The sequence below is a fragment of the Pontibacter anaerobius genome, from assembly GCF_026241195.1.
Lineage (GTDB): Bacteria > Bacteroidota > Bacteroidia > Cytophagales > Hymenobacteraceae > Pontibacter > Pontibacter anaerobius.
Genome location: NZ_JAPFQO010000002.1, coordinates 237,775 through 259,662 on the forward strand (window position 1 = coordinate 237,775; position 21,888 = coordinate 259,662).

20 protein-coding genes are annotated in these 21,888 nt (G+C 48.5%); 17 read left to right on the forward strand and 3 right to left on the reverse strand.

Features of this window, described 5'->3' with window-relative positions:
- Positions 1 to 39: 39 nt before the first annotated feature.
- Together OO017_RS04390 and OO017_RS04395 are read left to right on the forward strand one after the other, a co-directional pair.
- Positions 40 to 1,278 carry an aminotransferase class I/II-fold pyridoxal phosphate-dependent enzyme gene (locus OO017_RS04390; protein ID WP_266051231.1) on the forward strand — a complete coding sequence of 413 codons (1,239 nt, stop codon included), beginning with the start codon at positions 40 to 42 and terminating at the stop codon, positions 1,276 to 1,278.
- 105 nt (positions 1,279 to 1,383) lie between these two features.
- Complete coding sequence (locus OO017_RS04395) at positions 1,384 to 1,575, forward strand: BF3379 family histone-like protein (RefSeq protein ID WP_266051232.1); 192 nt, start codon at positions 1,384 to 1,386, stop codon at positions 1,573 to 1,575.
- Positions 1,576 to 1,652: 77 nt separating this feature from the next.
- Here OO017_RS04395 and tyrS read toward each other — a convergent pair whose 3' ends face one another.
- Positions 1,653 to 2,957: a tyrosine--tRNA ligase gene (gene tyrS / locus OO017_RS04400; RefSeq protein ID WP_266051233.1), complete on the reverse strand. Its 1,305-nt coding sequence runs from the start codon at positions 2,955 to 2,957 to the stop codon at positions 1,653 to 1,655.
- 219 nt (positions 2,958 to 3,176) lie between these two features.
- On the opposite strand from tyrS, the gene OO017_RS04405 reads away from it, so the two are divergent.
- Entirely contained in the window at positions 3,177 to 3,854 is a 678-nt protein-coding gene (locus OO017_RS04405) for a hypothetical protein (protein WP_266051234.1), read from the forward strand.
- Between the two features lie 74 nt (positions 3,855 to 3,928).
- Here the strand turns inward: OO017_RS04405 and OO017_RS04410 are convergent, their stop codons facing one another.
- Positions 3,929 to 5,077 (reverse strand): hypothetical protein, encoded by a 1,149-nt coding sequence (locus OO017_RS04410; protein ID WP_266051235.1) that lies wholly within the window; start codon positions 5,075 to 5,077, stop codon positions 3,929 to 3,931.
- A 101-nt stretch (positions 5,078 to 5,178) separates the two neighbouring features.
- Between OO017_RS04410 and OO017_RS04415 the strand changes: the two genes are divergently transcribed.
- The 10 genes from OO017_RS04415 to trmB all read left to right on the forward strand — a co-directional run bounded on the left by OO017_RS04415 (position 5,179) and on the right by trmB (position 16,599).
- Positions 5,179 to 5,319: a hypothetical protein gene (locus OO017_RS04415; protein ID WP_266051236.1), complete on the forward strand. Its 141-nt coding sequence runs from the start codon at positions 5,179 to 5,181 to the stop codon at positions 5,317 to 5,319.
- Positions 5,292 to 6,338: a DNA polymerase III subunit delta gene (gene holA / locus OO017_RS04420; protein WP_266051237.1), complete on the forward strand. Its 1,047-nt coding sequence runs from the start codon at positions 5,292 to 5,294 to the stop codon at positions 6,336 to 6,338. The genes OO017_RS04415 and holA overlap by 28 nt, the downstream gene beginning before the upstream one ends.
- A 227-nt stretch (positions 6,339 to 6,565) precedes the next feature.
- Positions 6,566 to 9,703: a tetratricopeptide repeat protein gene (locus OO017_RS04425; protein WP_266051238.1), complete on the forward strand. Its 3,138-nt coding sequence runs from the start codon at positions 6,566 to 6,568 to the stop codon at positions 9,701 to 9,703.
- A 32-nt stretch (positions 9,704 to 9,735) separates the two neighbouring features.
- Positions 9,736 to 11,430: a TonB-dependent receptor gene (locus OO017_RS04430; RefSeq protein ID WP_266051239.1), complete on the forward strand. Its 1,695-nt coding sequence runs from the start codon at positions 9,736 to 9,738 to the stop codon at positions 11,428 to 11,430.
- A 9-nt stretch (positions 11,431 to 11,439) separates the two neighbouring features.
- Positions 11,440 to 12,576: an HU domain-containing protein gene (locus OO017_RS04435; RefSeq protein WP_266051240.1), complete on the forward strand. Its 1,137-nt coding sequence runs from the start codon at positions 11,440 to 11,442 to the stop codon at positions 12,574 to 12,576.
- A gap of 1 nt (position 12,577) precedes the next feature.
- Positions 12,578 to 13,288, forward strand: a complete 711-nt coding sequence (locus tag OO017_RS04440; RefSeq protein WP_266051241.1) for a MotA/TolQ/ExbB proton channel family protein — start codon at positions 12,578 to 12,580, stop codon at positions 13,286 to 13,288.
- A 2-nt stretch (positions 13,289 to 13,290) separates the two neighbouring features.
- A complete protein-coding gene (locus OO017_RS04445) occupies positions 13,291 to 13,692 on the forward strand; it encodes an ExbD/TolR family protein (RefSeq protein WP_266051242.1) in 402 nt (133 codons plus the stop codon).
- 11 nt (positions 13,693 to 13,703) lie between these two features.
- Entirely contained in the window at positions 13,704 to 14,630 is a 927-nt protein-coding gene (locus tag OO017_RS04450; RefSeq protein WP_266051243.1) for a hypothetical protein, read from the forward strand.
- A 59-nt stretch (positions 14,631 to 14,689) separates the two neighbouring features.
- Positions 14,690 to 15,940, forward strand: coding sequence for a bifunctional folylpolyglutamate synthase/dihydrofolate synthase (locus tag OO017_RS04455; protein ID WP_266051244.1), 1,251 nt, complete (start codon positions 14,690 to 14,692; stop codon positions 15,938 to 15,940).
- A gap of 2 nt (positions 15,941 to 15,942) precedes the next feature.
- Positions 15,943 to 16,599, forward strand: coding sequence for a tRNA (guanosine(46)-N7)-methyltransferase TrmB (gene trmB / locus OO017_RS04460; protein ID WP_266051245.1), 657 nt, complete (start codon positions 15,943 to 15,945; stop codon positions 16,597 to 16,599).
- Positions 16,600 to 16,754: 155 nt separating this feature from the next.
- Here trmB and trpF read toward each other — a convergent pair whose 3' ends face one another.
- The gene (gene trpF, locus OO017_RS04465; protein WP_266051246.1) at positions 16,755 to 17,378 is read right to left on the reverse strand and encodes a phosphoribosylanthranilate isomerase; all 624 of its coding nucleotides are present in this window, start codon (positions 17,376 to 17,378) and stop codon (positions 16,755 to 16,757) included.
- A 229-nt stretch (positions 17,379 to 17,607) separates the two neighbouring features.
- Here trpF and mnmA point away from each other — a divergent pair, with 229 nt between their 5' ends.
- The 4 genes from mnmA to rpe all read left to right on the forward strand — a co-directional run bounded on the left by mnmA (position 17,608) and on the right by rpe (position 21,879).
- On the forward strand, positions 17,608 to 18,735 hold the full coding sequence (gene mnmA, locus OO017_RS04470) for a tRNA 2-thiouridine(34) synthase MnmA (RefSeq protein WP_266051247.1): 1,128 nt from the start codon (positions 17,608 to 17,610) through the stop codon (positions 18,733 to 18,735).
- Positions 18,735 to 19,496, forward strand: a complete 762-nt coding sequence (locus tag OO017_RS04475) for a hypothetical protein (protein ID WP_266051248.1) — start codon at positions 18,735 to 18,737, stop codon at positions 19,494 to 19,496. Before mnmA ends, OO017_RS04475 begins: the two co-directional genes overlap by 1 nt.
- A 3-nt stretch (positions 19,497 to 19,499) precedes the next feature.
- Entirely contained in the window at positions 19,500 to 21,164 is a 1,665-nt protein-coding gene (locus tag OO017_RS04480; protein WP_266051249.1) for a S8 family serine peptidase, read from the forward strand.
- 61 nt (positions 21,165 to 21,225) lie between these two features.
- Positions 21,226 to 21,879: a ribulose-phosphate 3-epimerase gene (rpe, locus tag OO017_RS04485; RefSeq protein WP_266051250.1), complete on the forward strand. Its 654-nt coding sequence runs from the start codon at positions 21,226 to 21,228 to the stop codon at positions 21,877 to 21,879.
- The last annotated feature ends 9 nt before the right edge of the window (positions 21,880 to 21,888 follow it).

Sequence of the window (21,888 nt, forward strand, 5' to 3'; positions counted from 1 at the left end):
TAGATATGAAATTATCCCGATAACCAAATTATTACACAAGTGGATTTATTCGAAAAGTTGTTGACCAACCGCGGTCCGTTAGGCAGCCACTCACACTATGCGCATGGCTATTTCACATTTCCTAAACTAGAGGGTGAAATTGCTCCACGGATGAAATTTAGAGGCAAAGATGTGTTGACATGGAGCCTTAACAACTACCTGGGGCTAGCTAACCACCCGGAGGTACGCAAAGCTGACGCTGACGCTGCTGCTGAATGGGGCATGGCGACGCCTATGGGTGCCCGCATTATGTCTGGTAACACCAACCTGCACGAGCAGTTGGAGGCTGAGCTTGCTGAGTTCGTGAAGAAGGAAGATGCCATGCTGCTGAACTTCGGCTACCAGGGTGTTCTCTCTATTATAGATGCGTTGGTTGACCGCCACGATGTAATTGTTTACGATGCAGAGTCGCATGCTTGTATTATCGACGGTGTTCGTCTGCACCAGGGCAAGCGCTTTGTTTACGGCCACAACGACATGGAGAGCCTGGAGAAGCAGCTGGAGCGTGCCACACGTTGGACGGAGAATACCGGCGGCGCTATTCTGGTAATCACAGAAGGCGTATTCGGTATGTCAGGCAACCTGGGTAAACTTCATGAGGTAGTAGCCCTGAAAGAGAAATTCAACTTCCGCCTGTTTGTAGATGATGCGCACGGGTTTGGTACAATGGGTGCCACTGGTGCCGGTACAGGCGAGCACCTGGGCGTACAGGATGGTATTGATGTATACTTCTCTACTTTCGCGAAGTCTATGGCCAGCATCGGTGCGTTTGTAGCCTCTAACGAGCAGGTGGTAGAGTACCTTCGCTATAACATGCGCTCTCAGATTTTCGCTAAGTCGCTGCCGATGCCACTAGTGGTGGGTGCGCTTAAGCGCCTGGAACTGCTTCGTTCCAAGCCAGAGCTGAAGGACAAACTGTGGGAGGTAGTTCATGCCCTGCAGAGCGGCCTGCGCGAAAAAGGCTTCAATATCGGTACAACTGAATCTCCGGTAACGCCTGTGTTCCTTAACGGTCAGATTCCGGATGCGACACAGCTGACACTGGACCTGCGCGAGAACTTCAGCATTTTCTGCTCTATCGTGGTTTACCCGGTAGTGCCTAAGGATGTGATCATGCTGCGCCTGATCCCAACAGCTGCCCACTCACTGGCAGATGTGGAGGAGACGATCAATGCTTTTGAGAAAATTGCACAAAAGCTAGATAAGGGTCTGTACTCAACGCCAGCAGTTACGGCTTAATGGCTCTCAGGGGCTTATATTAAAATTCCCTAATCTTTGCTTGTTTGTAACAAATGTGTATATTAGAGCTATAAAAACAAATGTTTCACTATAATAATTGCTCTAATGAACAACAACTTTAGCAAACTGAAGGACTTAGTTATGTCCCTGGAAGGCGACTTCGAAAAGTTCTATGACAAAGGTAATGCAGCTGCTGGTACTCGCGTACGCAAAGGCATGCAGGACCTGAAGAATATGGCTCAGGACATCCGTAAGGAAGTTCAGGACATGAAAAACAGCACTGCTGAGAAGAAATAAGCTTCAGACAGACTGAATAAAATAAAAAAGGTGCTCTGCAAAGAGCACCTTTTTTATTTTAAATTATTTATAATCAGTTAGTTAACTGAAACAAGGTAATAATTCTTCTTTCCTTTTTGCACTACCAGGTACTTGCCCTGCAGCAACTCGAAGTTTACGGCCTCATCGGCGTTCTGTACCTTTTGGCGGTTTACACTAACGCCACCGTTCTTGATCATACGGCGTGCTTCGCCCTTTGACTCGAACACCTGGCCACCAGTAAGCTCAGAAAGCAGGTCAGTAACGGTAGCAGCATTGGTGTAGTCAGCCTGGGTAACCTCTATCTGTGGCACACCTTCAAACACAGAGAGCAAAATATCCTCTTTTAGGCCTTTTAGTGTCTCTAAGTCGCCTTTTCCAAATAAAATTTCTGAGGCATCCACAGCAGCCAGATAGTCTTCTTCGGAGTGTACGCGAATTGTAACATCTTTAGCAAGGGCTTTCTGCAGTAAACGCAGGTGAGGGGCTTGTTTGTGCTCTTCGGTTATCTTTTCGATTTCCTCCTGTGGTAGTAAAGTATAAACCTTTATTAGCTTTTCCGCTTCTTCATCTGAGAGATTGAGCCAGAACTGGTAGAACTTGTAAGGTGATGTCAGGTTCGGGTCGAGCCATACATTACCCCCCTCAGACTTGCCGAATTTAGTGCCATCCGATTTGGTTACCAGTTTACCTACTAGTGCAAAGGCTTTGCCGCCATCCATGCGGCGAATCAATTCTGTGCCGGTCGTGATGTTGCCCCACTGATCCGAAGCACCCATCTGCAGCTTCAGGCCTTTGTTCTTGTAAAGGTGGTAAAAGTCGTAGCCCTGGATAAGCTGGTAGGCAAACTCGGTGTAGGAGAGACCCTCGGCGCGGTCTCCTTCCTCATCGGCGCTGATGCGCTTCTTCACAGAGTCTTTGCTCATCATGTAGTTCACGGTAATGTGCTTGCCCACCTCACGCAGGAAATCCAGGAAGTTAAAATCCTTGAACCAATCGTAGTTGTTCACGATCTCGGCAGAGTTGGCGCCACAATTAAAGTCCAGGAATTTCTCCAGTTGGTTTTTGATGCCTTCCTGGTTCTCGCGCAGCACCTCTTCAGACAGCAGGTTACGCTCCGCCGATTTGCCAGATGGGTCTCCGATCATACCGGTGGCGCCGCCTACCAGGGCAAAAGGCTTATGGCCGGCACGCTGCAGGTGCACCAGCAGCATAATAGTAGCTAGGTTGCCAATGTGCAGCGACTTTGCCGTAGGGTCGAAACCGATATAGCCGGACGTCATTTCAGAGGCAAGTAGCTCTTCTGTACCAGGCATGAAATCATGGAGCATGCCCCTCCAACGTAGTTCTTCTATAAGATTCATCTATACCTTAAATCATCTGTTTAAGGCAAAGATAAAAAAGAGTTGGCAGAATGGAGTGTGGAAGGTGAGGAAAGGGTAATGGAATGGTGTTGGTTTATTATGAATATACTATATTAGGGGTATTGAATTTGTACTGGTTTTTAAACAACTAGTACTACAGATGTAGAGCAGATAAGTGTATGTGTACGTTTTTACCGTAGTTGAGTAAAATTGTAATCAATGAAAAAGGTCCTACTATTCACCTTTTGCCTTTCTTCAATAGCTATGCTGTTTAGTTTCAAGAGCATTTTTCAAAAAAAGCCTTCAGGCAAAGAAGTTGTTCAAAAGCTTGAGTCGCTTGGTTACTTCAAGTATGCCCATCCAAGCAAAGTCAATGAACTTATAAAAGCATTTGCCGAAGGCTATGCCACACATGGCGCACTTGTAACGACTTATGAAATGCCTAAGTATCAATCAGCAGATTACAGACTGTATGGACTTGACGGAGAGACCTTGTATGAAGAAGGTGGTTTTAGAAGTTACCTCTCCGACATGGACAGGACTTTTAAAAATCTCAATGTAAATCTGAAAATAGAAAATGAAATAGAAGAATACTCTCAAAGTGGGGGATTGAATCACATCATCTGGGTGAACGGCAAAGAGTATGTCATCTTCAGAAATGACAACGGAAGCGCAAACTCTTGGGGCGTGGCAGCAAAGCGGTACGCTGAAATGGTGAATGACGTATTGAGCAGAAGTAAATCACCAGAACGGCTATACCTGATGTCGGGCGGCAATGACGGAAAAGCTGTTTTCCTGACGCAGGAACAGTACCAATACATTAAAGTCACTTTCCCAAATAACGAGTCAAAGCCGCTAAACGTGGAAGAGTGGTCGAAGAAGTATAGATTGAAATAAAAAATAACTCTACTCAACACAGTTTATACCCTATGCTTCGGCTGATGGCCTCGCACAAGGTATACACGAACACGTTACAACTTCCCCAACTCCTCTGCAATATTTTTATTCCACTGCTCCTGCACTACCTTGTTCAGGCCGTGCTGCGTTTCGTTGTCATACTGCTCCTGCAGTTTGTTCATTTCCCTAAACGACTCGATGTAGTGGTACTGGATGATGCTGTTGTAGTCTTCCACCGATAAAATTTCAGGCGTTATTTTCTTTTTAAACCGCTCGGCCACAAGCTTAACCAGGTCGAAGTGCTTTTGCTCGTGGTTCAGGCTGTAGTCGTCGCGGGAGTCAGGTTTCACCCAGGAGGAGCTTTGCAGCACGTATACTTTCATGTCGAGGTACAGGTGCAGCTCACCGTTCACTACTTCGCTTCGGCCTTCGTAAGAAAAGCCCGGAAAAACAGCTGCTGCATACTTGCTTGGCTTTGAAGGGCTGCCTGTAAAGTCGTTCCAGCTAAGAGGGCGGCTCGGGGAGTAGAAAACAGTATCAGGAGCAGCGGTAGCCGCATAATCTGTAAATATTACTTTTATACATTTAGCAAGGCGAGGGTTTGTACCGGCCTCTTTTTCTATCCAGGAATTAAAGTAGGCCAATGCACCTGAGAGAGCTTGTCGCAGGGCTGGCTCAACAGCCTCCACCTGACTGGCGGGTCTGTTGTAACGTATGCCGCCCTTGTACTCCGTTAAAGGAATGATCTCACCATCACCCTGCAGTTCAAATTTCATGGCTACCACGGCACGGCCTTCCACACGGCCTTTTCCGGCCGGAGTTTCTTTCACTTCAAACTCTCTCAGGGTGATAATGACTGGGCGCAGCTTTTCATTGCGTGGCAGGCCTTTCGCAATAAACTGATTAACTGCCTGTAATCCGCCTCCCTGCAAGTCTACAGGTATGGGGGCAGCAATAGTGGTAGCACCTGCCGCAGGTGCAGGTATGATATGAGCAACGGCTTTTTTATCGGCACGTTCATCCACCACGCTTGCCACATAAAACTCTTTGGGGGCAAACGGTAGTTTTTCGGTCTTCAATACGATAGGGGCAACACCTGTATCCGGCGAAATGGCAGATAGCATACTTACAAGTATGAGCACAACCAGCGCCCAAAAGGCTACCCGTTTGGCAAACCGCCTGCTGCGCTGTGCTGGTCCGCCATTTTTATAAGAAGATATCATGGTGTAGATTTCAATAAAAACCGATTATTCTAAAAGTATAAAGGAACATCGGCTGCATCCAAACAAACACAAATATCGACTTTTGAGTTCTGTACACTCACATGCCATTATTCCGTGGTTTATACTTTGTGTTTCCGGGGGATGCCTTAAATTTGTATGAGCAGGGCAGCAAGTATAAATTGTCGCTCAAGTTTACCCGCTACATCGCAACACCATGGCCCATACACCCGAAGGCATTTTAGAGCAACTCAAGCAAAGGCAATTTGCCCCTGTATACTTTCTGCAGGGCGAAGAATCCTATTACATCGATACCATCGCCGATTATATTGAGGAGCACGCGCTGCAGGAGCACGAGAAAGGTTTTAACCAGGTGGTATTGTATGGCAAGGACGTGGATGTGTCGCAGGTGCTGCTGCAGGCCAAGCGCTTCCCGATGATGTCGGACAGATCGGTGGTGATTGTGAAGGAGTCGCAAAGTATAGCTGATATTGAGAAGGAGGAGGGGATGCGGCAACTGGAGGCTTACCTGCAGCACCCGCTCCCGTCAACCATATTGGTCTTCTGCTACAAGTATAAGTCGCTGGATGGCCGAAAGGCGCTGGCCAAGGCCGTGAACAAGCATGCGGTGCTACTCACCACTAAAAAGTTGTACGACAACCAGGTGCCAGCCTGGGTGACCGGTTACCTTAAAAGCAAAGGTATGAAAGCCACCCAGCAGGCGGTGCAGCTGCTGAGTGAGTACATCGGGTCTGACCTCTCCCGGCTGGCCAACGAAATAGATAAGCTGCTGATTAACCTGAAGCCAGGTGCCACCGTGGACGAGGGGCTGGTGCAGGAGAACGTGGGCATCAGCAAGGAGTACAACATTTTTGAACTACAGGCTGCTCTTATTGCCCGCGATGCGCTAAAGGCTAACCGCATCATCCATTACTTCGAGGCTAACCCCAAGAATAATCCGCTCATCCCGAACCTGACGATGCTTTTTACCTTTTTCACCAAAATCCTGACGCTGCACACGCAGTCGGATAAGTCTGAGGCGGGCCTAAAGAAAAGCCTTGGCAACCAGGCCTGGAAGGTGAAGGACTATATGCAGGCCATGCGTGTTTACCCCTTGCAACGCTGTGTCGATGTTATTCACTTTATCAGGGTGGCCGATCTGCAGGTGAAGGGAATTACCGGCGGCGACATGAGCGAGGCAGATATCCTGCGCGAGCTGGTGTTTAAGGTGTTGCACCCGGTGCCACGGGCACTGGCCTCTTGATCTTTATTTTGGGAAGGGTACAATAAATTAGCGTTTCGGCCATTGTTATAGTGGTTTTGCTATACTTGGGCGTGCTATAAATTAGAAAAACAGCAAAGGCCGTGGTGGCTTTCTAAAAATTACTAACTTTGAGTGAGGCAGTATGAGTAGCGGAAATTATCCGTGATTTTATACTTTCTCCTTTAATCAGAATAAAGCGATGTGCCCTTCGGGGCGAACAGGGAAATATGAAGATAGCTTACAAAATAGCACTTGCATCTGTACTGGCTGGCGGCTCCCATGTGGTGGTGGCGCAGCATACGCAGGCTTTTACCTCTGAGGAGCGTTACTTTCATGAAGGCGTTGAGCTTTTTGACCGAGCCAAGTATGGCGCGGCGCAGGAGGCCTTTAAAAAGTATATCGAACTTATTAGGAATGATGCGAAGACTGCTGATGCGCGGTACTACTATGCCCTAAGCGGTTTATACCTGCTGCACCCGGATGCCGAGCAACTTGTCCTGAACTTTGCCCGCAAGTACCCTACGCACCCGAAAACGGCCCTGGCCAACTACGAGCTGGGCTTGTACTACTTTGAGCAGAAGGACTATAAAAAGGCGGTTGAGCTGCTGAAAGATGCGCCAACGCATTTGCTTAGTATTAAACAGAACAAGGAGCTGGAGTTTAAGCTGGGTTATTCCTATTTCGCCACAAAGGATTTCGATAACGCCAAGATCTGGTTCGACAAGAACAAGACCACTGGTTTTAGGGAAGACGATCACCGTTTTGCTTATGCCTCCAATTATTATGCAGGCTACATCTCTTACCGCAAAGGCGACTATGCAGCTGCAAAGGAGGATCTGAAAATAGCCGAGAAGAATGAGGCTTACGCCAGGATAGTGCCTTACATGGTGACGGAGATCCTATACAAAGAGAAGGATGTCTACGAGGTGATCAGGTATGGCGAGGCTGCTCTGGCCAAAAAGCCGCAGGTGCAGCAGGCCGATGAGATTGCCCTTCTCGTGGGCGATGCCTACTACCAGCGCGCAGAGTATAAAACGGCCGAGAAGTACTTTAGCCAGTATGCCCAAGGCAAACGCTCCCTGGAGCCAGTGGTGCAGTATAAGATCGCTTTCACCGATTACAAGAATAACAACTATAAAAACGCCATCGCTAACTTTAAGCCCGTGGCGCTTAAAAAAGACTCACTTGGGCAGAACGCAGCCTACTATCTTGGCCTGAGCTACCTTAAGGAGGATAACAAGCAGTTTGCCCTTACCGCTTTTGACCAGGCCCGCAAGAATGACCAGGACAAGCCGGTTACGGAGGCTGCTACATTGAAGTACGCTCAGGTTAATTTTGATCTGGGTAACTTCCGCGAAGTGATCAATTCGCTTTCTGATTTCACCACAAAATACCCCAAGTCTGAGGAGGCCGAAGAAGCAGACCGCCTATTGAGCGAGTCATACTTTGGCTCTAACGATTATGCCGCCGCCATCCGCCACATCGAGGCAATGGAGAAAAAGAGCTGGCGCATTTTGCAGACCTACCAGCGTGTAACTTACTACCATGGTGTAAACCTGTTTAACGATAGCAAATTTCCGCAGGCGGTTGCCATGCTCGACAAGTCGCTGCAGTATCCTTACGATAAGGAAGTTACCTCAGCCAGCCACTTCGTGAAAGGGGAGGCATACTCCATCGGGCAGCGCTATAACGATGCCATCAACAGCTATGCAGCCGTATTCCGAACTGCGCCAAACACCAAAGAAGACTATTACATCAAGTCGCGCTACGGCATCGGTTATGCCTACTTTAACACAAAGGAGTACGACAAAGCCCTAACGCACTTTAAAGCCTACCTGGATAATGTGCAGCCAAGTAACCCGAACTACAATGATGCAACGGTGCGCCTGGCGGATACTTACTACGTAAACAAGAACTACAACGAGGCGCTTCGTCTTTATGAGCGCGTGATTGGCAGCAGCTCTCCGGACCGCGACTATGCCATGTTCCAGAAAGGGGTGGTGCTGAGCATCCTGAACCAGAACGAGCGTGCTAAAGATGCGCTTCTGGAGCTGCTCAACAACTACAAGACCTCTCGCTTCCGCGATGATGCCATGTACCAGTATGCCGTAATCGATTTTGAATCGGGGAATTACCAGGCAGCAGTGCAAAGCTTCACGAGGCTCATCAACGGTATGCCGGACAGCAGATTGATACCAAATGCGCTGCAGAAACGTGGCTTAGCTTACTCAAACCTTCGTCAGAACGATTTAGCCATTGCGGACCAGCAGCGTGTGCTTGATGAGTACCCTGATTCTAAGGTAGCCAGTGGAGCGCTTTACAGCCTGCAGGAGGTACTGGGGCAGGAGAACCGCAGCAGCGAATTCGACAAGTATGTAGACCGTTACAAGTCTGCAAACCCGGAAAGTAATGCGCTGGAAAGTATAGAGTTTGAGGCAGCTAAGACCTTATACTTTAACCAAAACTACAAAGAGGCGGCCGCTAAACTGGAGAACTATATTAAGTCTTATCCAAAGAGCAGCTTTATGCCGGATGCCCGCTACTACCTGGCAGATTCATACTTGCGCAGCGATAACAAGCAGGCTGGTGTGGAAATGATGAAGAAGGTGGTTTCTGAGAACCGCTCTGAATTTGTGAACCGTGCTATTCAACGTGTGGCAGATATGGAGTTTGAGGTTGGCAATTACCCTGAGGCTATTAAGTACTACAGCCGTTTGCGTGATCTGGCTACGAACCGCAAGGAACAGCAGACTGCACTGCTTGGCCTGATGCAAAGCTACTACCGCACGAATGATTATGCCGCTACCAAGCGCGTGGCAAGCGAGCTGATCAGCCAGGGCAATGCTTCACTAAATGCTTATAACTCTGCATTGCTGTTTAAGGCTAAGTCTACGCTGGCGCAGGGCAACTTGGCGCAAGCACTTACTGAACTTCGTGAGACTGCCACTTCGGCAAGCGATATTCACGGTGCGGAGGCGCATTACCTCATCTCCGAGACGCTTTATAAGCAAAAGAAAAACAAGGAGGCGCTTGACCATGCCTTCGAGTTCAGTAATAAGTTTGGCAACTATGATTTCTGGCTGGGCAAAACCTTCCTGCTGATTTCGGACATCTATGTGGCTCAGAATGAGATGTTCCAGGCCCGTGCTACGCTAAACTCGATCATTGAAAATGCGCCAAACCAGGAGATTGTGGCAGAGGCGAAGCAGAAACTGGCAAAGCTCGACGGTAAAACCCAGCAAGCACAGCCACAGAATCTTCAGCAGCAGCAAAAGCAAAAGCCTGTTAAAGCTGACACAACCCTTTTTGTGGAGCCTGTTGACACCACAGTGCAGCCAATTGACACCACTGGTCAGCAGAACTAATCAGAATTTCAGTTTAGAAGAGAAGCATCACCATGAAAAATAAGTTAAAATTAGCATCACTTGCCATTGTGCTGAGCGTGGGGTATAGTTACATGAACACGGCACAGGCACAAAACCAGGGCTGGTCTGAAGGCGGAAAGCTGCAGGATGCCGAGGTAGTGGTGGAGAAGAACCGCGTGATCGAGTTGCCGCAGGCAGCCCGTAACTATGAAAAATTCCGCATCAACCCACCGGAGATAGCAGACCGTAACGTGCGCTACAGGTTCTCAGATTACCGCCTGCCATCTCAGGACGTAGATCTGCAGATGAAAGTGCTGACGATTAAGCAGGACGAACTAACAAAGCTTTACGGCAACTACATCAAGGCCGGGCTTGGTAACTACGGCTCTTTATACTTGAAAGGCTACTTTCATAACAAACGTAGCAAGGATGCCAGTTTTGGGGCGAATGTAAGCCATGTATCATCCTCGCGAGGCCCGGTTGATAAAGACAACTCTGCCGTTTCTCAGTCCGACATCAGTTTGCATGGCGAACGTTACATGCAGGGGCTTACTGTGGGCGGCGACCTGAAGTATGGCCGGGAGAAGCACTATTTCTACGGCTATGAGCCAATGCTGGAGGAGAGTGTAGAAGTGGATCGCGATACCATCAAGCAAGTGTTCAACAGAATTCATGCGCAGGGGTTCTTCCATAACCACAACTCACAGTCGCCTTTCCTGTACAAAACCAACGCTCGCTTCCGCTATATCAACGATGAGTATGATATGAAGGAAAGCAACTTTGCCGTTGATTTCCGCAGTGAGTATGGCATTGACGAGGTATCTGCTTTTAAAGTGGATGCTGACCTGTCGATGCTGTCGCATAATGACTCTGCTGATGTAAGCCGAGGCCTGTTTAAATTGAATGCTGCTTACGAGCGTCAGTTCAATGTGGTGCGCCTTACCTTAGGTGCGAAAGTGGCTTATACCGGAGATGAAGTGAACGACGCCCGCCAGATGAATGTATACCCGATGGTACGCGTTGGGCTGGAACCAGTAAAAGGTAACCTATTGATATATGGTGGGATAGGGGGTGACCTTGAAAGAACTACTTTATATGAACTGACGCAGGAGAATCCGTACCTTGCCCAGAACGTGCAGGTGGCTGACGTGAACAAAGGTCTTGAGGTGTATGGCGGTTTCCAGGCAAATATTGCGAACTATGTGCACCTGAACGGCCGTGTGGCTTACCAGAATTTCCGCAACTTATACTTCTACAACAACTCTGCCGCAGACCCAGCTAAGTTTGAACTGCTGTATGATGATGGTGTGACGAATGTATTTAATATTTTTGGCGAGGCTTCCTTTAACTATTCGGACGAGGTGCGCCTGGGTTTAAAGGCTGATTATAATAGCTATAACATGGCCAGCTTAGAGCAGCCCTTCCACCGCCCGGAGCTGATGGCGAGCGTTTACGGTACCTACAACTTCTACGACAAGATTCTCTTTAATTCAGAACTTTATTATATTGGGGATTCATTTGGCCGTATAACCCGCCCGGACGGAACCACGGAGTTGCGACAAACAGATGCAATTGTGGACCTGAACCTGAAGGCGGACTACAAGTTCACGAACAATTTTACGGTGTTCCTGATGGCCAACAATCTTTTTGGGAAAAAGTATGCGCGTTTCGTAAATTACCCGAATAAAAGTATAAACCTGATAGGAGGCGTAACCTACTCATTCTAAACATTGCTTATGGTTGAGAAGCACATTAAGTCACTGCTGTATGATCACGACTGCGTTATCATCCCGGATTTCGGCGGGCTGATTGCGCGGTATGTGCCTGCTCGTATAAACCCGGTAAAACACACATTTTCACCGCCATCGAAGAAAATCGCCTTTAACGAGAAGCTCGTTTTGAATGATGGGTTGCTGATCAGCACCATTGCTCATCACGATCATATAACAAAGGATGAGGCGCAGCAACGTGTGGCGGAGTTTGTGCACAACGCTAAAACCAACCTGCACGCTGAGAAGCGCTTTGAGCTTCGCGATATCGGTGTTTTCAGGTATAATGCAGAGCGCCGCCTTGTATTTGAGTATGCAGAGGCAGAAAACATGCTGGAGGCAAGCTTCGGACTGCCCGAGCTATCGGCAAGACCTGTGAAAGTAGAAGAGCCGGCTGTGCTGCGCACACTTATCAAAGAGCGCCAGCAGGAGTTGGTAGAGGAGAGGCAGCCGCTTCGCAGACGCATTAAACGAGCCTATAACGTTGCCGCCGGCCTGGCTCTTGCCGGTTTGTCAGTTTCTGCTTTTTACTTCCTGTCTTTGCAGGCTGACTACAACCTGAGTAGCCTTAACCCGATGACGGTCTTCACCGCAGCAGGCTATACAGCACCTGCCACTGTGGAGCCAAACCGCTACACTCAGGACTATGTACCTTTTACCGAAGAAGATCGCTTAAGCTATTATGCAACTATACTTCCGGAAGCTTCGCAAAACGCTAATGAGGTAGCAAATGCATATGAGCCAAGTGGCGCAAGTGTGGCTTTAGGAGCCGCTGCAGATGATTTTGTGACTGAGGAAGTTGCAGAAGAAACAGTAGGCGCAGTAGAAGATGTAGAGCCTGAAGCGCCGGCACATATAATTTATACGAAGGACGGACGTTCTTACATTATTTCCGGTGGCTATGCCCGCTTGGAGAATGCAGAGCAATACCGCACAACCCTGATGGAGCAGGGGCATGAAGAGGTAGATATACTATTGCCACAGCCAGGCAGCAGGTTATTCCGTGTAGCGCTGGCTGACTTCCCGACAGCAGAGGAAGCACAGGTAGCCCTGAACACATACAGAGAGAAATTCGGAGAAACACTTTGGGTACTTAATAATTAACATGACATCACTCTTATTACAAATCACGACCTCGGCAACCGCCGACACTACCGCAGCATTGGCAGAGGGGACTGAAGCAGCTGCAGAAACATCCGTTTCGCTATTAGATTTGGCCATGAATGGTGGGTGGGCCATGATCCCGCTCTTACTCCTGTCTTTGGCAGGCATCTATATTTTTGTGGAGCGCTACCTGACTCTGAAGAAAGCAGCAAAGAACCCGGAAGGCTTCAACGACCGCATCAAGAGCATGGTATTGGCCGGAGATATTAATGGAGCCCGTATGATGTGCGCTCAGGCTAACACGCCGGTATCGCGCATGATTTCGAAAGGTGTTTCTCGTATCGGCCATCCGTTAAAGAACATTGAGACCTCTATTGAGAACCAGGGCAAGATCGAGATCAGCAAACTGGAGAAGAACCTTGCTGCTCTTGCAACGATTGCGGGTGCAGCTCCTATGCTGGGCTTCCTGGGTACAGTTACAGGTATGATTGCCGCCTTTATCGCCATTGCGCAGGCAGAAGGATCTGTTAGCCCTAAACTGCTTTCCAGCGGTATCTACCAGGCCATGGTAACAACGGCAACAGGTCTGATAATCGGTCTTCCGGCCTATGTAGGCTATAACTACCTGGTATCGAAAATCGACAGCATTGTGCATTCTATGGAGTACTCCTCTATAGAGTTCCTTGATCTACTACAAGAACCACAGCTTTAAGAATGAATTTCCGCTCAAAAAACAGGATCAACGCAGAGTTCAGCATGTCGTCTATGACCGACATCATCTTCCTGTTGCTGGTGTTTTTCATGCTGACGTCCAATTTCGTTACGCCTTCGGGCTTACCGGTTAGCTTGCCTAGCAGTAAGACGTCCGATATTGTGATGCAGAAGATCAGCGTGACTATAACAGACGACCTGAAGTATTACCTGAATGAAAAGCCAATTGCGCTGGAGGATATTGAGCCACAGCTAACCGCCCTGCTACAGCAGACGGGAACAGAGCAGGGGGCTGTGGTGTTGCATGTAGACAAAAGTGTACCGGTAGAGCATCTGGTTAAGGTGGCTGGTATCGCTAAAAACCTGAATGCAAGTGTAACACTGGCCACGGTGCCAACAGAATAAGAAGCTATACTATGGCAGTTGCCCTCACGAAGGAAGAAGAAAAGAATAAACGCGTTGCCGCTGGTGTCAGCATTACGGTACATGTGCTTATACTGCTTTTCCTGATTTACATGCTGGCATGGCGGGCTCCGGATCCTCCGGCACCTGAAATGGGTATTGAGCTTAATTTTGGTATGGATGAAGTGGGTAGCGGCGATGTGCAAACAAAAGCCACTCCGAATGAATCCAAGAACGTGGAGGATAGCAAGCCTGCACCTACCCAGCCAGATCCTGAGCCTGAACCGCAGCCAGACCCTACACCGCAGCCAACTCCACCGGCTCAGCCAGTTGAGACGCCTAAAGTAACCACTACTACTGCACCTGAGCCTGTTTCTGTTAAGGAAGAGGTAAAGCCGGTGCCTAAGCCTCAGCCTAAAAAGGAGGAAGTTAAAAAACCTGAACCTACACCACAGCCACCCAAAGAGGAAGTGGTGAAAAAGGAGCCTGAGAAACCCAAGTCGCTTTACCCGGGCCAGCCGACGAATAGCACGGGTACTGGCAAAAACGGTTCGTCTGATGCCGCTACAGGCAACAACAACGGTGACGACACTGGCAAGGTAGGTGATAAAGGTGATCCGGCTGGTGACGTAAACGCGAAAGCCCTTTACGGCAAGGCTGGCGGTGGAGCCGGCGGTTCCCTGAACATGCCTGGCTGGCGATATGACATTGAGCCGAAGCGTGACCCTTACAGCAATGAAACCGGTATCATCCGTTTCAGGATTAAGATTGACGCAGATGGCAACCTTATAAATGTAGAGCGTGTCGAGAGTACAGTTTCACCGCAGGTGGAGAAGTGGTACAGAGATCAGCTTTATAAAACGACCTTTAGCCGAACAGGAACCGGTTCTACAACAGTTAATTACACAGGGGAAGTAACATTCAGAATTACGTCCCGCTAATTATTTTTCTTTTGATGACTTATCAAGAGTGTCTTGATTACTTATACCAGCAATTGCCGATGTACCAACGCATCGGCAATGCTGCTTTTAAGAAGAGCCTCGACAACATTATAGCCCTTTGCAATGCCCTTGGGCAGCCGCAGCATCAATTCAAGAGTATACATGTGGCAGGCACCAACGGCAAGGGCAGTAGCTCACATATGTTGGCGGCAGTGCTGCAGGAGGCCGGCTATAAAACAGGGCTTTATACTTCGCCGCACCTCAAATCCTTCACTGAGCGCATACGGGTAAACGGGCAGGAGCTTCCGGAAGATTACCTGGTATACTTTGTGGAGCAGCACAGGCAGCTGTTTGAAAGTATAAAACCTTCGTTTTTCGAGATGACGGTTGCCCTGGCCTTTAAGTACTTTGCCGAGCAACAGGTGGATGTGGGTGTCATTGAAGTTGGCTTGGGAGGCCGCCTTGATTCCACGAACATCATTACACCGGAAGTATCGCTCATCACCAACATTGGCTATGACCATCAAAGCATGCTGGGCGATACGATCGGCGAAATAGCTGCAGAGAAAGCTGGCATTATTAAGACAAACGTGCCCGCCGTTATCAGCACACGACAGCCGGAGGCGGAGGAGGTTTTTATGGCGAAGGCAGCAGAGGTAGGGGCAAGTTTATACTTTGCTCCGGATCATTTCAGGCTAGAGCATACAGTAGCTGATTTGCAACGACAGGTTTTCCAGGTGTACCGTGACGAGAAATTATACTTGCAGGGGCTTGAACTGGATTTGGTAGGTGTGTACCAGCAGTATAACCTGCCGGGCGTTCTACAGGCTCTGGCTGTATTGCAGGAGCAGAAAGGCTTTATAATTCCTGAAGGGGCTTTACGCAAAGGCCTGGCCAACGCCAAAAGTATAACCGGACTGAAAGGGCGCTGGCAAGTACTGCAACAACAGCCCCTGACCATTTGTGATACAGGCCATAATGAAGACGGGGTTAAACAGGTGCTGCAAGGGCTGGAGAGGCTGCAGCCCAAACAGGTCCACTTCGTGTTCGGGGCGGTAAACGACAAAGACGTAACAAAGATTCTGGAGTTACTGCCAAAGTACTATACCTACTATTTCTGCCAGGCCAATATTCCGCGTGCGCTTCCGGTGCAGGAACTGTTACAGAAGGCTGCCTCTGCGGGCTTGCAGGGAAAAGGGTATAGAACAGTGGCAGACGCCATAGCGGCGGCAAAGGCAAATGCTGCACCCGATGAGGTTATTTTTATTGGAGGTAGTACCTTTGTAGTTGCAGAGATTGATGAATTATAAGCATGGGAAGATCTAAATTAGCAAAATTTGCCGCTATAGCAGAGCGGGAGAATGTAATTGAGCCAGGTGATGAGCTTTATGGCCAGCTTGTTGGGAAGTGGCGCGAGCAGCACTTTGAGAATAATAACCCCTTGGTTCTGGAAGTTGGCTGCGGCCGTGGCGAGTACACGATTGGTATGGCGCGCCTGTTTCCCGAGAAAAACTTTATCGGCTCGGATATAAAAGGGGCAAGACTCTGGAAAGGAAGCACACTGGCGGAAGAGGAGGGGATGGACAATGTGACCTTCCTGAGGACTTTTATCGAGAATATTTCAGAGAATTTTGCGGAGAACGAGGTCGATGAAATCTGGATTACTTTCCCGGACCCGCGCCCGCGCGACCGTGACATTAAACGTCGCCTTACCTCTCCTCGCTTCCTGGATTTGTATGAGCGTATCGTAAAACCCGGGGGTATAATACACCTGAAAACCGATAATGGCCCTCTCTATGAGTATACCGTAGAAGTGCTGCAGGAGCGTCAGGTGAAAGACCTGATCTATACTTCTGACCTATATAACTCAGACCTGCAGGAGCATACGATGGGTATTTATACGACCTATGAGAAACGCTACCTGGCGGAGGGTGTGCCGATTAAATACCTACAGTATAAGGTGAAATAAAATAATTGGAGAGTTGGGTAATAATAAAATTACCTGATTTGATTTAACTTCAATAAAAAGGCCTGCTGAATTTATACTTCAGCAGGCCTTTTTATTTTTCTTTTTAGAGAGGCCATACTTCATCCACAGGTGTTTTCCTCACTAAAACTAAGCTTTTACGCTTCCTCTATCTCTTCAAATATTTCGGCCAGCTCATCAAAATCCTTCAGGCCTGGTTTTATTTCGTGGCCACCTGTGAGCCCGATACCTGTTGGTTTGATGCTTTTCAGTACAGCGTTGATGTTGTTTTTATCAATTCCGAATCCGATATAAACCTTGAAGTTCTTCGCTATGGCAGCCAGAAAACGTGAGTTGGTTTCATCTATCGTATCAAAATCATCGGAGAAAATTATGAATGAATGTACTACCGTGCTGTAAAGCTCCATCATCTCCAGCAGTTCGCTCTCCACGGTATCTTTGTTGATGAAGACTTTCTGAATCACCGGCTTGTTGATCTCCTCTATTTCATCGATAAGGTAAGGCACGTCCAATTGAATGTAGTCCAGGCCAAACTCCTCGGCCATCTCGTTGATGACGTCGGGTCTGGCACGCAGGAACTCACCGGCCAGTTGCACGCCGGCAACCCAGCCGGTTATTTCTTTCAGCGCTTGAGGCTGTACACGCTCCGGATCATCCAGCTTTAGATTAAAACCGATTATATCTACACCCATGCCAGCGCAATAGCGCGCATCGCTCAAGTTGTTTATTCCGTTCACTATCACAGAGGTACGTAGGCCCATAGTAATTATTACTTTATGTTTTGATCAGTTTTTATACACACTTTTCTGTAGCCCAAAGTAAAAGCGATTTTACTTCTAAGCCAAATTTTTGCCTTTTTTCCGGCTCATTTATACATTAAACGCAGGAGAGGGGTATAAATTAGAACCTGAAACTTTATAACTGTGTTGTTGTTGCTATATTTGTATCAATTATCGAATATTTTTAAATCGACATACACTTTTTATATAGATGAGTACAAAAGGAAGGGTATTGGTGGCAATGAGCGGGGGCATCGATAGTTCGGTGGCAGCCGTTATGCTTCATGAGCAGGGTTACGAGGTAGTGGGGATGACCATGAAAACCTGGGATTATGCCTCCAGTGGTGCCAGCAAGAAAGAGACTGGCTGCTGCTCGCTCGACTCTATTAACGATGCCCGTAACATTGCCGTTCAACTTGGTTTCCCACATTATATTATAGATATCCGTGAAGAGTTTGGTGATTTCGTGATTAACCATTTTACGGATGAGTACCTGGCAGGCCGCACGCCAAACCCTTGCGTGCTGTGTAACACTCACATTAAATGGGATGCTCTGTTGCGTCGTGCAGACCAGTTGGGCTGTGATTTCATTGCCACTGGGCACTATGCCAACTTACGCCATGAAAACGGCCGCTATGTGATCTCTAAAGGTCTGGATGAGATTAAAGATCAGTCTTACGCGCTGTGGGGAATATCTCAGGAGAGCCTGAGCCGTACGATTTTCCCGTTGGGCGGTCTGCACAAGACTGAGATCAGGGAGATGGCACGCGAGCGCGGTTTCACTGAACTGGTAAATAAGCCAGAGTCTTACGAGATCTGTTTTATACCTGACAACGATTACCGGGGTTTTCTAAAGCGCCGTGTGGAGGGGCTGGAAGAGCGCGTAGCTGGCGGCGAGTTTGTGCTGGAAGACGGTACCGTGGTTGGCAAGCATGAGGGCTATCCGTTTTATACTATTGGCCAACGTAAGGGTTTAGGCGTAGCTTTAGGCTTCCCCGCTTATGTTACACGTATCGAGAAAGATAACAACCGTGTGGTATTGGGAAACTATGATGAGCTAGCGAAAAATGCCATGACGGTAGGCAAACTCAATATGTCAAAGTACGAGAACCTGATTGGTCAGCCTATCCCCACCATCACCAAAGTAAGGTATAACGATGGCGGCACCGAGGCGATTATCGAGCAGGAAGGCGATAAGATGAAGGTTCATTTCCTGAGCGGGGTGCATGCCATAGCGCCGGGACAGGCTGCTGTTTTCTACGAAGGAGACGATGTTGTTGGTGGTGGCTGGATTGAGTCTAACTATAACTCTGAGTATAACCTGAACGTGTTGCAATAATGAGAAGAGCCCTGTTGTTTTTGGTTGTTCTGGCTGGCTTTGTAGTCGCCTGTGAGGATAAGTATAAAGACCCGGACCCAAATGTAATGGGCTACGACTACTATCCGCTGGAAGTCGGGGATTACCGCATTTACAATGTAACGGATATCCGTTTCATGAGCGACGTGGGCGACACCACCCGCTTTCAGTTGCGCGAACGTGTAGATACGACCTTCTTCGACCAAACCAACACGCTTACCTATAAAATTATCCGTTCTATCCGTGGCAATGAGAATCAGGAGTGGGTGGATGATTCAGTGATGGTGGTGACCAAGAGTGATGCTATGGTGGTGGAAACCAGAAACAATACGAAGCATGTAAAGTTAGTGTTTCCTGTAAAAGAAGGTTTTACATGGTTAGGTGATGCTTATAACAATAACAAAGAAGCTAGCTATAAACCTGACCCAGCCACCAACAGAAGATCTGATTACTACCTTATTAAGGAATCATATACTTTTGAGAATGTGGGGCAGGCCTTTTCTATAAATGATACGACTTACTCCAAAACATTAACAGTTGTTCAGGGTACTCCAATAGAAACTTGGATTGGTTATGACGATCGTAAAGAAGTTTATGCCGAAGGCGTAGGTATGGTTTATAGGTTATATACAAGAATTATCTATTGCAACGCAATGGAATCAAAAGACTGCACCTATGGCATTGGCTACAAACTCCACGGCCACGAGCGGCACGAAAAACTGATCTCCTACGGAAAAGAATAAACTATGCGCTTGCTGCTCCTCTTTATCTGCTTGCTGCCGCACCTGCCCGTTTTGGCGCAGGAATCCGGTAACACAGATGGAGAAGAGCAGAAGCGTTTGGTATACTTCACAGACAAAAACAACACGCCTTTCTCCCTCTCAAAGCCACTAGAGTTTCTCTCACCAAAAGCGCTGCAGCGGAGAAGCAGACAAAATATCCCCCTCACTAATCGTGATCTTCCGGTAAACCCTGTTTATGTGTCTGGCTTGCAAGAGGCTGGCGTCAGGGTTTGGTATACTTCGCGTTGGTTCAATGCGGCGGTGGTGCAATGTTCTGATGCGCAGCTTCAGCAACTGGAGTCGCTGGCTTATGTACAGCGAACGCAAACCCTGAACAGAGTGGCCGGGGCAGCGGGAGCTATGCAACAGGAAACGGAACAAGAGTTAGTGGTTACTTCCGAAGAAGCTGCCGGTTGGCCTGTATTGGAAAGGGAGGACTATGGCTTGGCCTTTCATCAAGCGGATATGCTGGGGGCTGACGAGCTGCACATGGATAACTACACCGGCGCAGGTATGACCATTGCCGTGTTTGATGCCGGATTTCCGGAAGTTCCTAATGTAAGCGCATTTTCACACCTTTTCCAGAATAACCAGCTACAGGCTACCTATGATTTTGTGCAAAAGCAGGAGAGCGTTTTTGGGGCAGATGCACATGGCACGGCTGTTCTCTCTACCATGGCTGCATATGTGCCAGGCACCATGGTTGGCACCGCATTCGGAGCCAATTACCTTTTGCTTCGTACGGAGGATGCCGCCACCGAACACAACATAGAGGAGGTAAACTGGCTTTTGGCCGCCGAGTTTGCCGATAGCGCTGGCGCTGACGTAATCAACTCCTCCCTCGGCTACACCGTTTTTGATTCACCCTCCCGAAGCTATACTTACCAGGATCTGGATGGCAACACCTCGATTGTATCTAAAGCCGCTGACTTTGCTGCCGCCGCTGGTATGCTGGTGGTAGTAAGCGCAGGTAATGAGGGGAATAAAAACTGGCGCTACATTTCAGCACCTGCCGATGGCGATTCTGTTCTGGCTGTTGGGGCCGTGGACTCGCTGGGTGTGAAAGCTTTATTCAGCTCTTTTGGGCCTACAGCCGATGGAAGAATTAAGCCGGATGTGGTGGCGCTGGGGCAGCAGGCATACTTTATACTGCCAAATGGCAGGTTAGCACAGGGCAATGGTACTTCTTTTGCCGGCCCCATTATGGCGGGGTTTGCTGCGAGCCTGTGGCAGGCCCACCCGTTCAAAACCAATATAGAAATGATAGAGCTGTTGCGCAGCAGCGGGAGCAATGCCGAGAACCCTGATAACAGTATAGGCTACGGTATACCAAACTATAGCCGTACCATTACCTCTTTGCCAGAGTTAATCACCGGGGAGTCGTTGTACATTACCAACCCGGTGGGCCGGGAGCCAATTATACTTTATCTGGGGCAGGAGTGGCTGCAGCAGTTGGTGGAGGTGCAGGTACTGGATGGTACAGGTAAGCAGGTGTATCGCCAAAGTATAAATCAGCCGGGCCAGGAGCAGCCCCTAAAGCTGCAGCCGCAGGATTTACGTAATGGTTTATACTTGTGCCGGGTAAGGTCAGGAAACAGAGTGGCCACGCTTCGCTTCATAAAGTTATAGTTTGATTATCAGCGGATAAATCATCTGCCAGATTCATAATTTAAATTTTACCTTTGCAGGTATGAGACCTTTAATTGCTCCTTCCATATTAGCTTCTGACTTTGCCAATCTGCAGGCGGAGGTGGAGATGCTCAACAAAAGCCAGGCCGACTGGCTGCACATTGATATAATGGACGGCCGTTTTGTGCCAAACATTTCTTTTGGTTTTCCGGTAATGGAGGCGATCAAGCGCCATGCGCAGAAGCCGATGGACGTGCACCTGATGATTGTGGAGCCGGAGCAATATATTGAGCGTTTCAGAGAGGCTGGTGCCGATACCATTTCGGTACACATTGAGGCTAGTAACCACCTGCATCGCACGGTGCAGCAGATTAAAGCGACAGGTGCCAAGGCCGGTATCGCGGTAAACCCACATACTTCGGTTCAGTTGCTTTCGGATATAATCGCGGATGTGGACCTGGTGTTGCTTATGTCAGTAAACCCGGGCTTTGGCGGACAGAAGTTTATCGAGAACACGTACCGCAAGATAGAAGCGACAAAGGACCTGATCATCCAGCGTAACTCACAGGCCATGATTGAGGTGGATGGCGGTGTGAACCAGGAGAACGCGCGGCTGTTGCTGGAGAAGGGGGCAGATGTGCTGGTGGCCGGCAGTTTTGTGTTCTCGTCAGCAGACCCGATCCAGACCATCACCGATTTAAAATCATCCAAATAATTACCTGCG

Coding starts and splice junctions, on each gene's coding strand:
- rpe (WP_266051250.1), top strand. CDS start 21,226: ATGAGACCTTTAATTGCTCCTTCCATATTAGCTTCTGACTTTGCCAAT.
- trpF (WP_266051246.1), bottom strand. CDS start 17,378: ATGGGCCTACGTACCTCTGTGATAGTGAACGGAATAAACAACTTGAGC.
- OO017_RS04480 (WP_266051249.1), top strand. CDS start 19,500: ATGCGCTTGCTGCTCCTCTTTATCTGCTTGCTGCCGCACCTGCCCGTT.
- OO017_RS04425 (WP_266051238.1), top strand. CDS start 6,566: ATGAAGATAGCTTACAAAATAGCACTTGCATCTGTACTGGCTGGCGGC.
- OO017_RS04415 (WP_266051236.1), top strand. CDS start 5,179: ATGCCATTATTCCGTGGTTTATACTTTGTGTTTCCGGGGGATGCCTTA.
- OO017_RS04450 (WP_266051243.1), top strand. CDS start 13,704: ATGGCAGTTGCCCTCACGAAGGAAGAAGAAAAGAATAAACGCGTTGCC.
- OO017_RS04405 (WP_266051234.1), top strand. CDS start 3,177: ATGAAAAAGGTCCTACTATTCACCTTTTGCCTTTCTTCAATAGCTATG.
- OO017_RS04410 (WP_266051235.1), bottom strand. CDS start 5,077: ATGATATCTTCTTATAAAAATGGCGGACCAGCACAGCGCAGCAGGCGG.
- trmB (WP_266051245.1), top strand. CDS start 15,943: ATGGGAAGATCTAAATTAGCAAAATTTGCCGCTATAGCAGAGCGGGAG.
- OO017_RS04440 (WP_266051241.1), top strand. CDS start 12,578: ATGACATCACTCTTATTACAAATCACGACCTCGGCAACCGCCGACACT.
- mnmA (WP_266051247.1), top strand. CDS start 17,608: ATGAGTACAAAAGGAAGGGTATTGGTGGCAATGAGCGGGGGCATCGAT.
- OO017_RS04435 (WP_266051240.1), top strand. CDS start 11,440: ATGGTTGAGAAGCACATTAAGTCACTGCTGTATGATCACGACTGCGTT.
- tyrS (WP_266051233.1), bottom strand. CDS start 2,957: ATGAATCTTATAGAAGAACTACGTTGGAGGGGCATGCTCCATGATTTC.
- holA (WP_266051237.1), top strand. CDS start 5,292: ATGGCCCATACACCCGAAGGCATTTTAGAGCAACTCAAGCAAAGGCAA.
- OO017_RS04475 (WP_266051248.1), top strand. CDS start 18,735: ATGAGAAGAGCCCTGTTGTTTTTGGTTGTTCTGGCTGGCTTTGTAGTC.
- OO017_RS04455 (WP_266051244.1), top strand. CDS start 14,690: ATGTACCAACGCATCGGCAATGCTGCTTTTAAGAAGAGCCTCGACAAC.
- OO017_RS04395 (WP_266051232.1), top strand. CDS start 1,384: ATGAACAACAACTTTAGCAAACTGAAGGACTTAGTTATGTCCCTGGAA.
- OO017_RS04430 (WP_266051239.1), top strand. CDS start 9,736: ATGAAAAATAAGTTAAAATTAGCATCACTTGCCATTGTGCTGAGCGTG.
- OO017_RS04445 (WP_266051242.1), top strand. CDS start 13,291: ATGAATTTCCGCTCAAAAAACAGGATCAACGCAGAGTTCAGCATGTCG.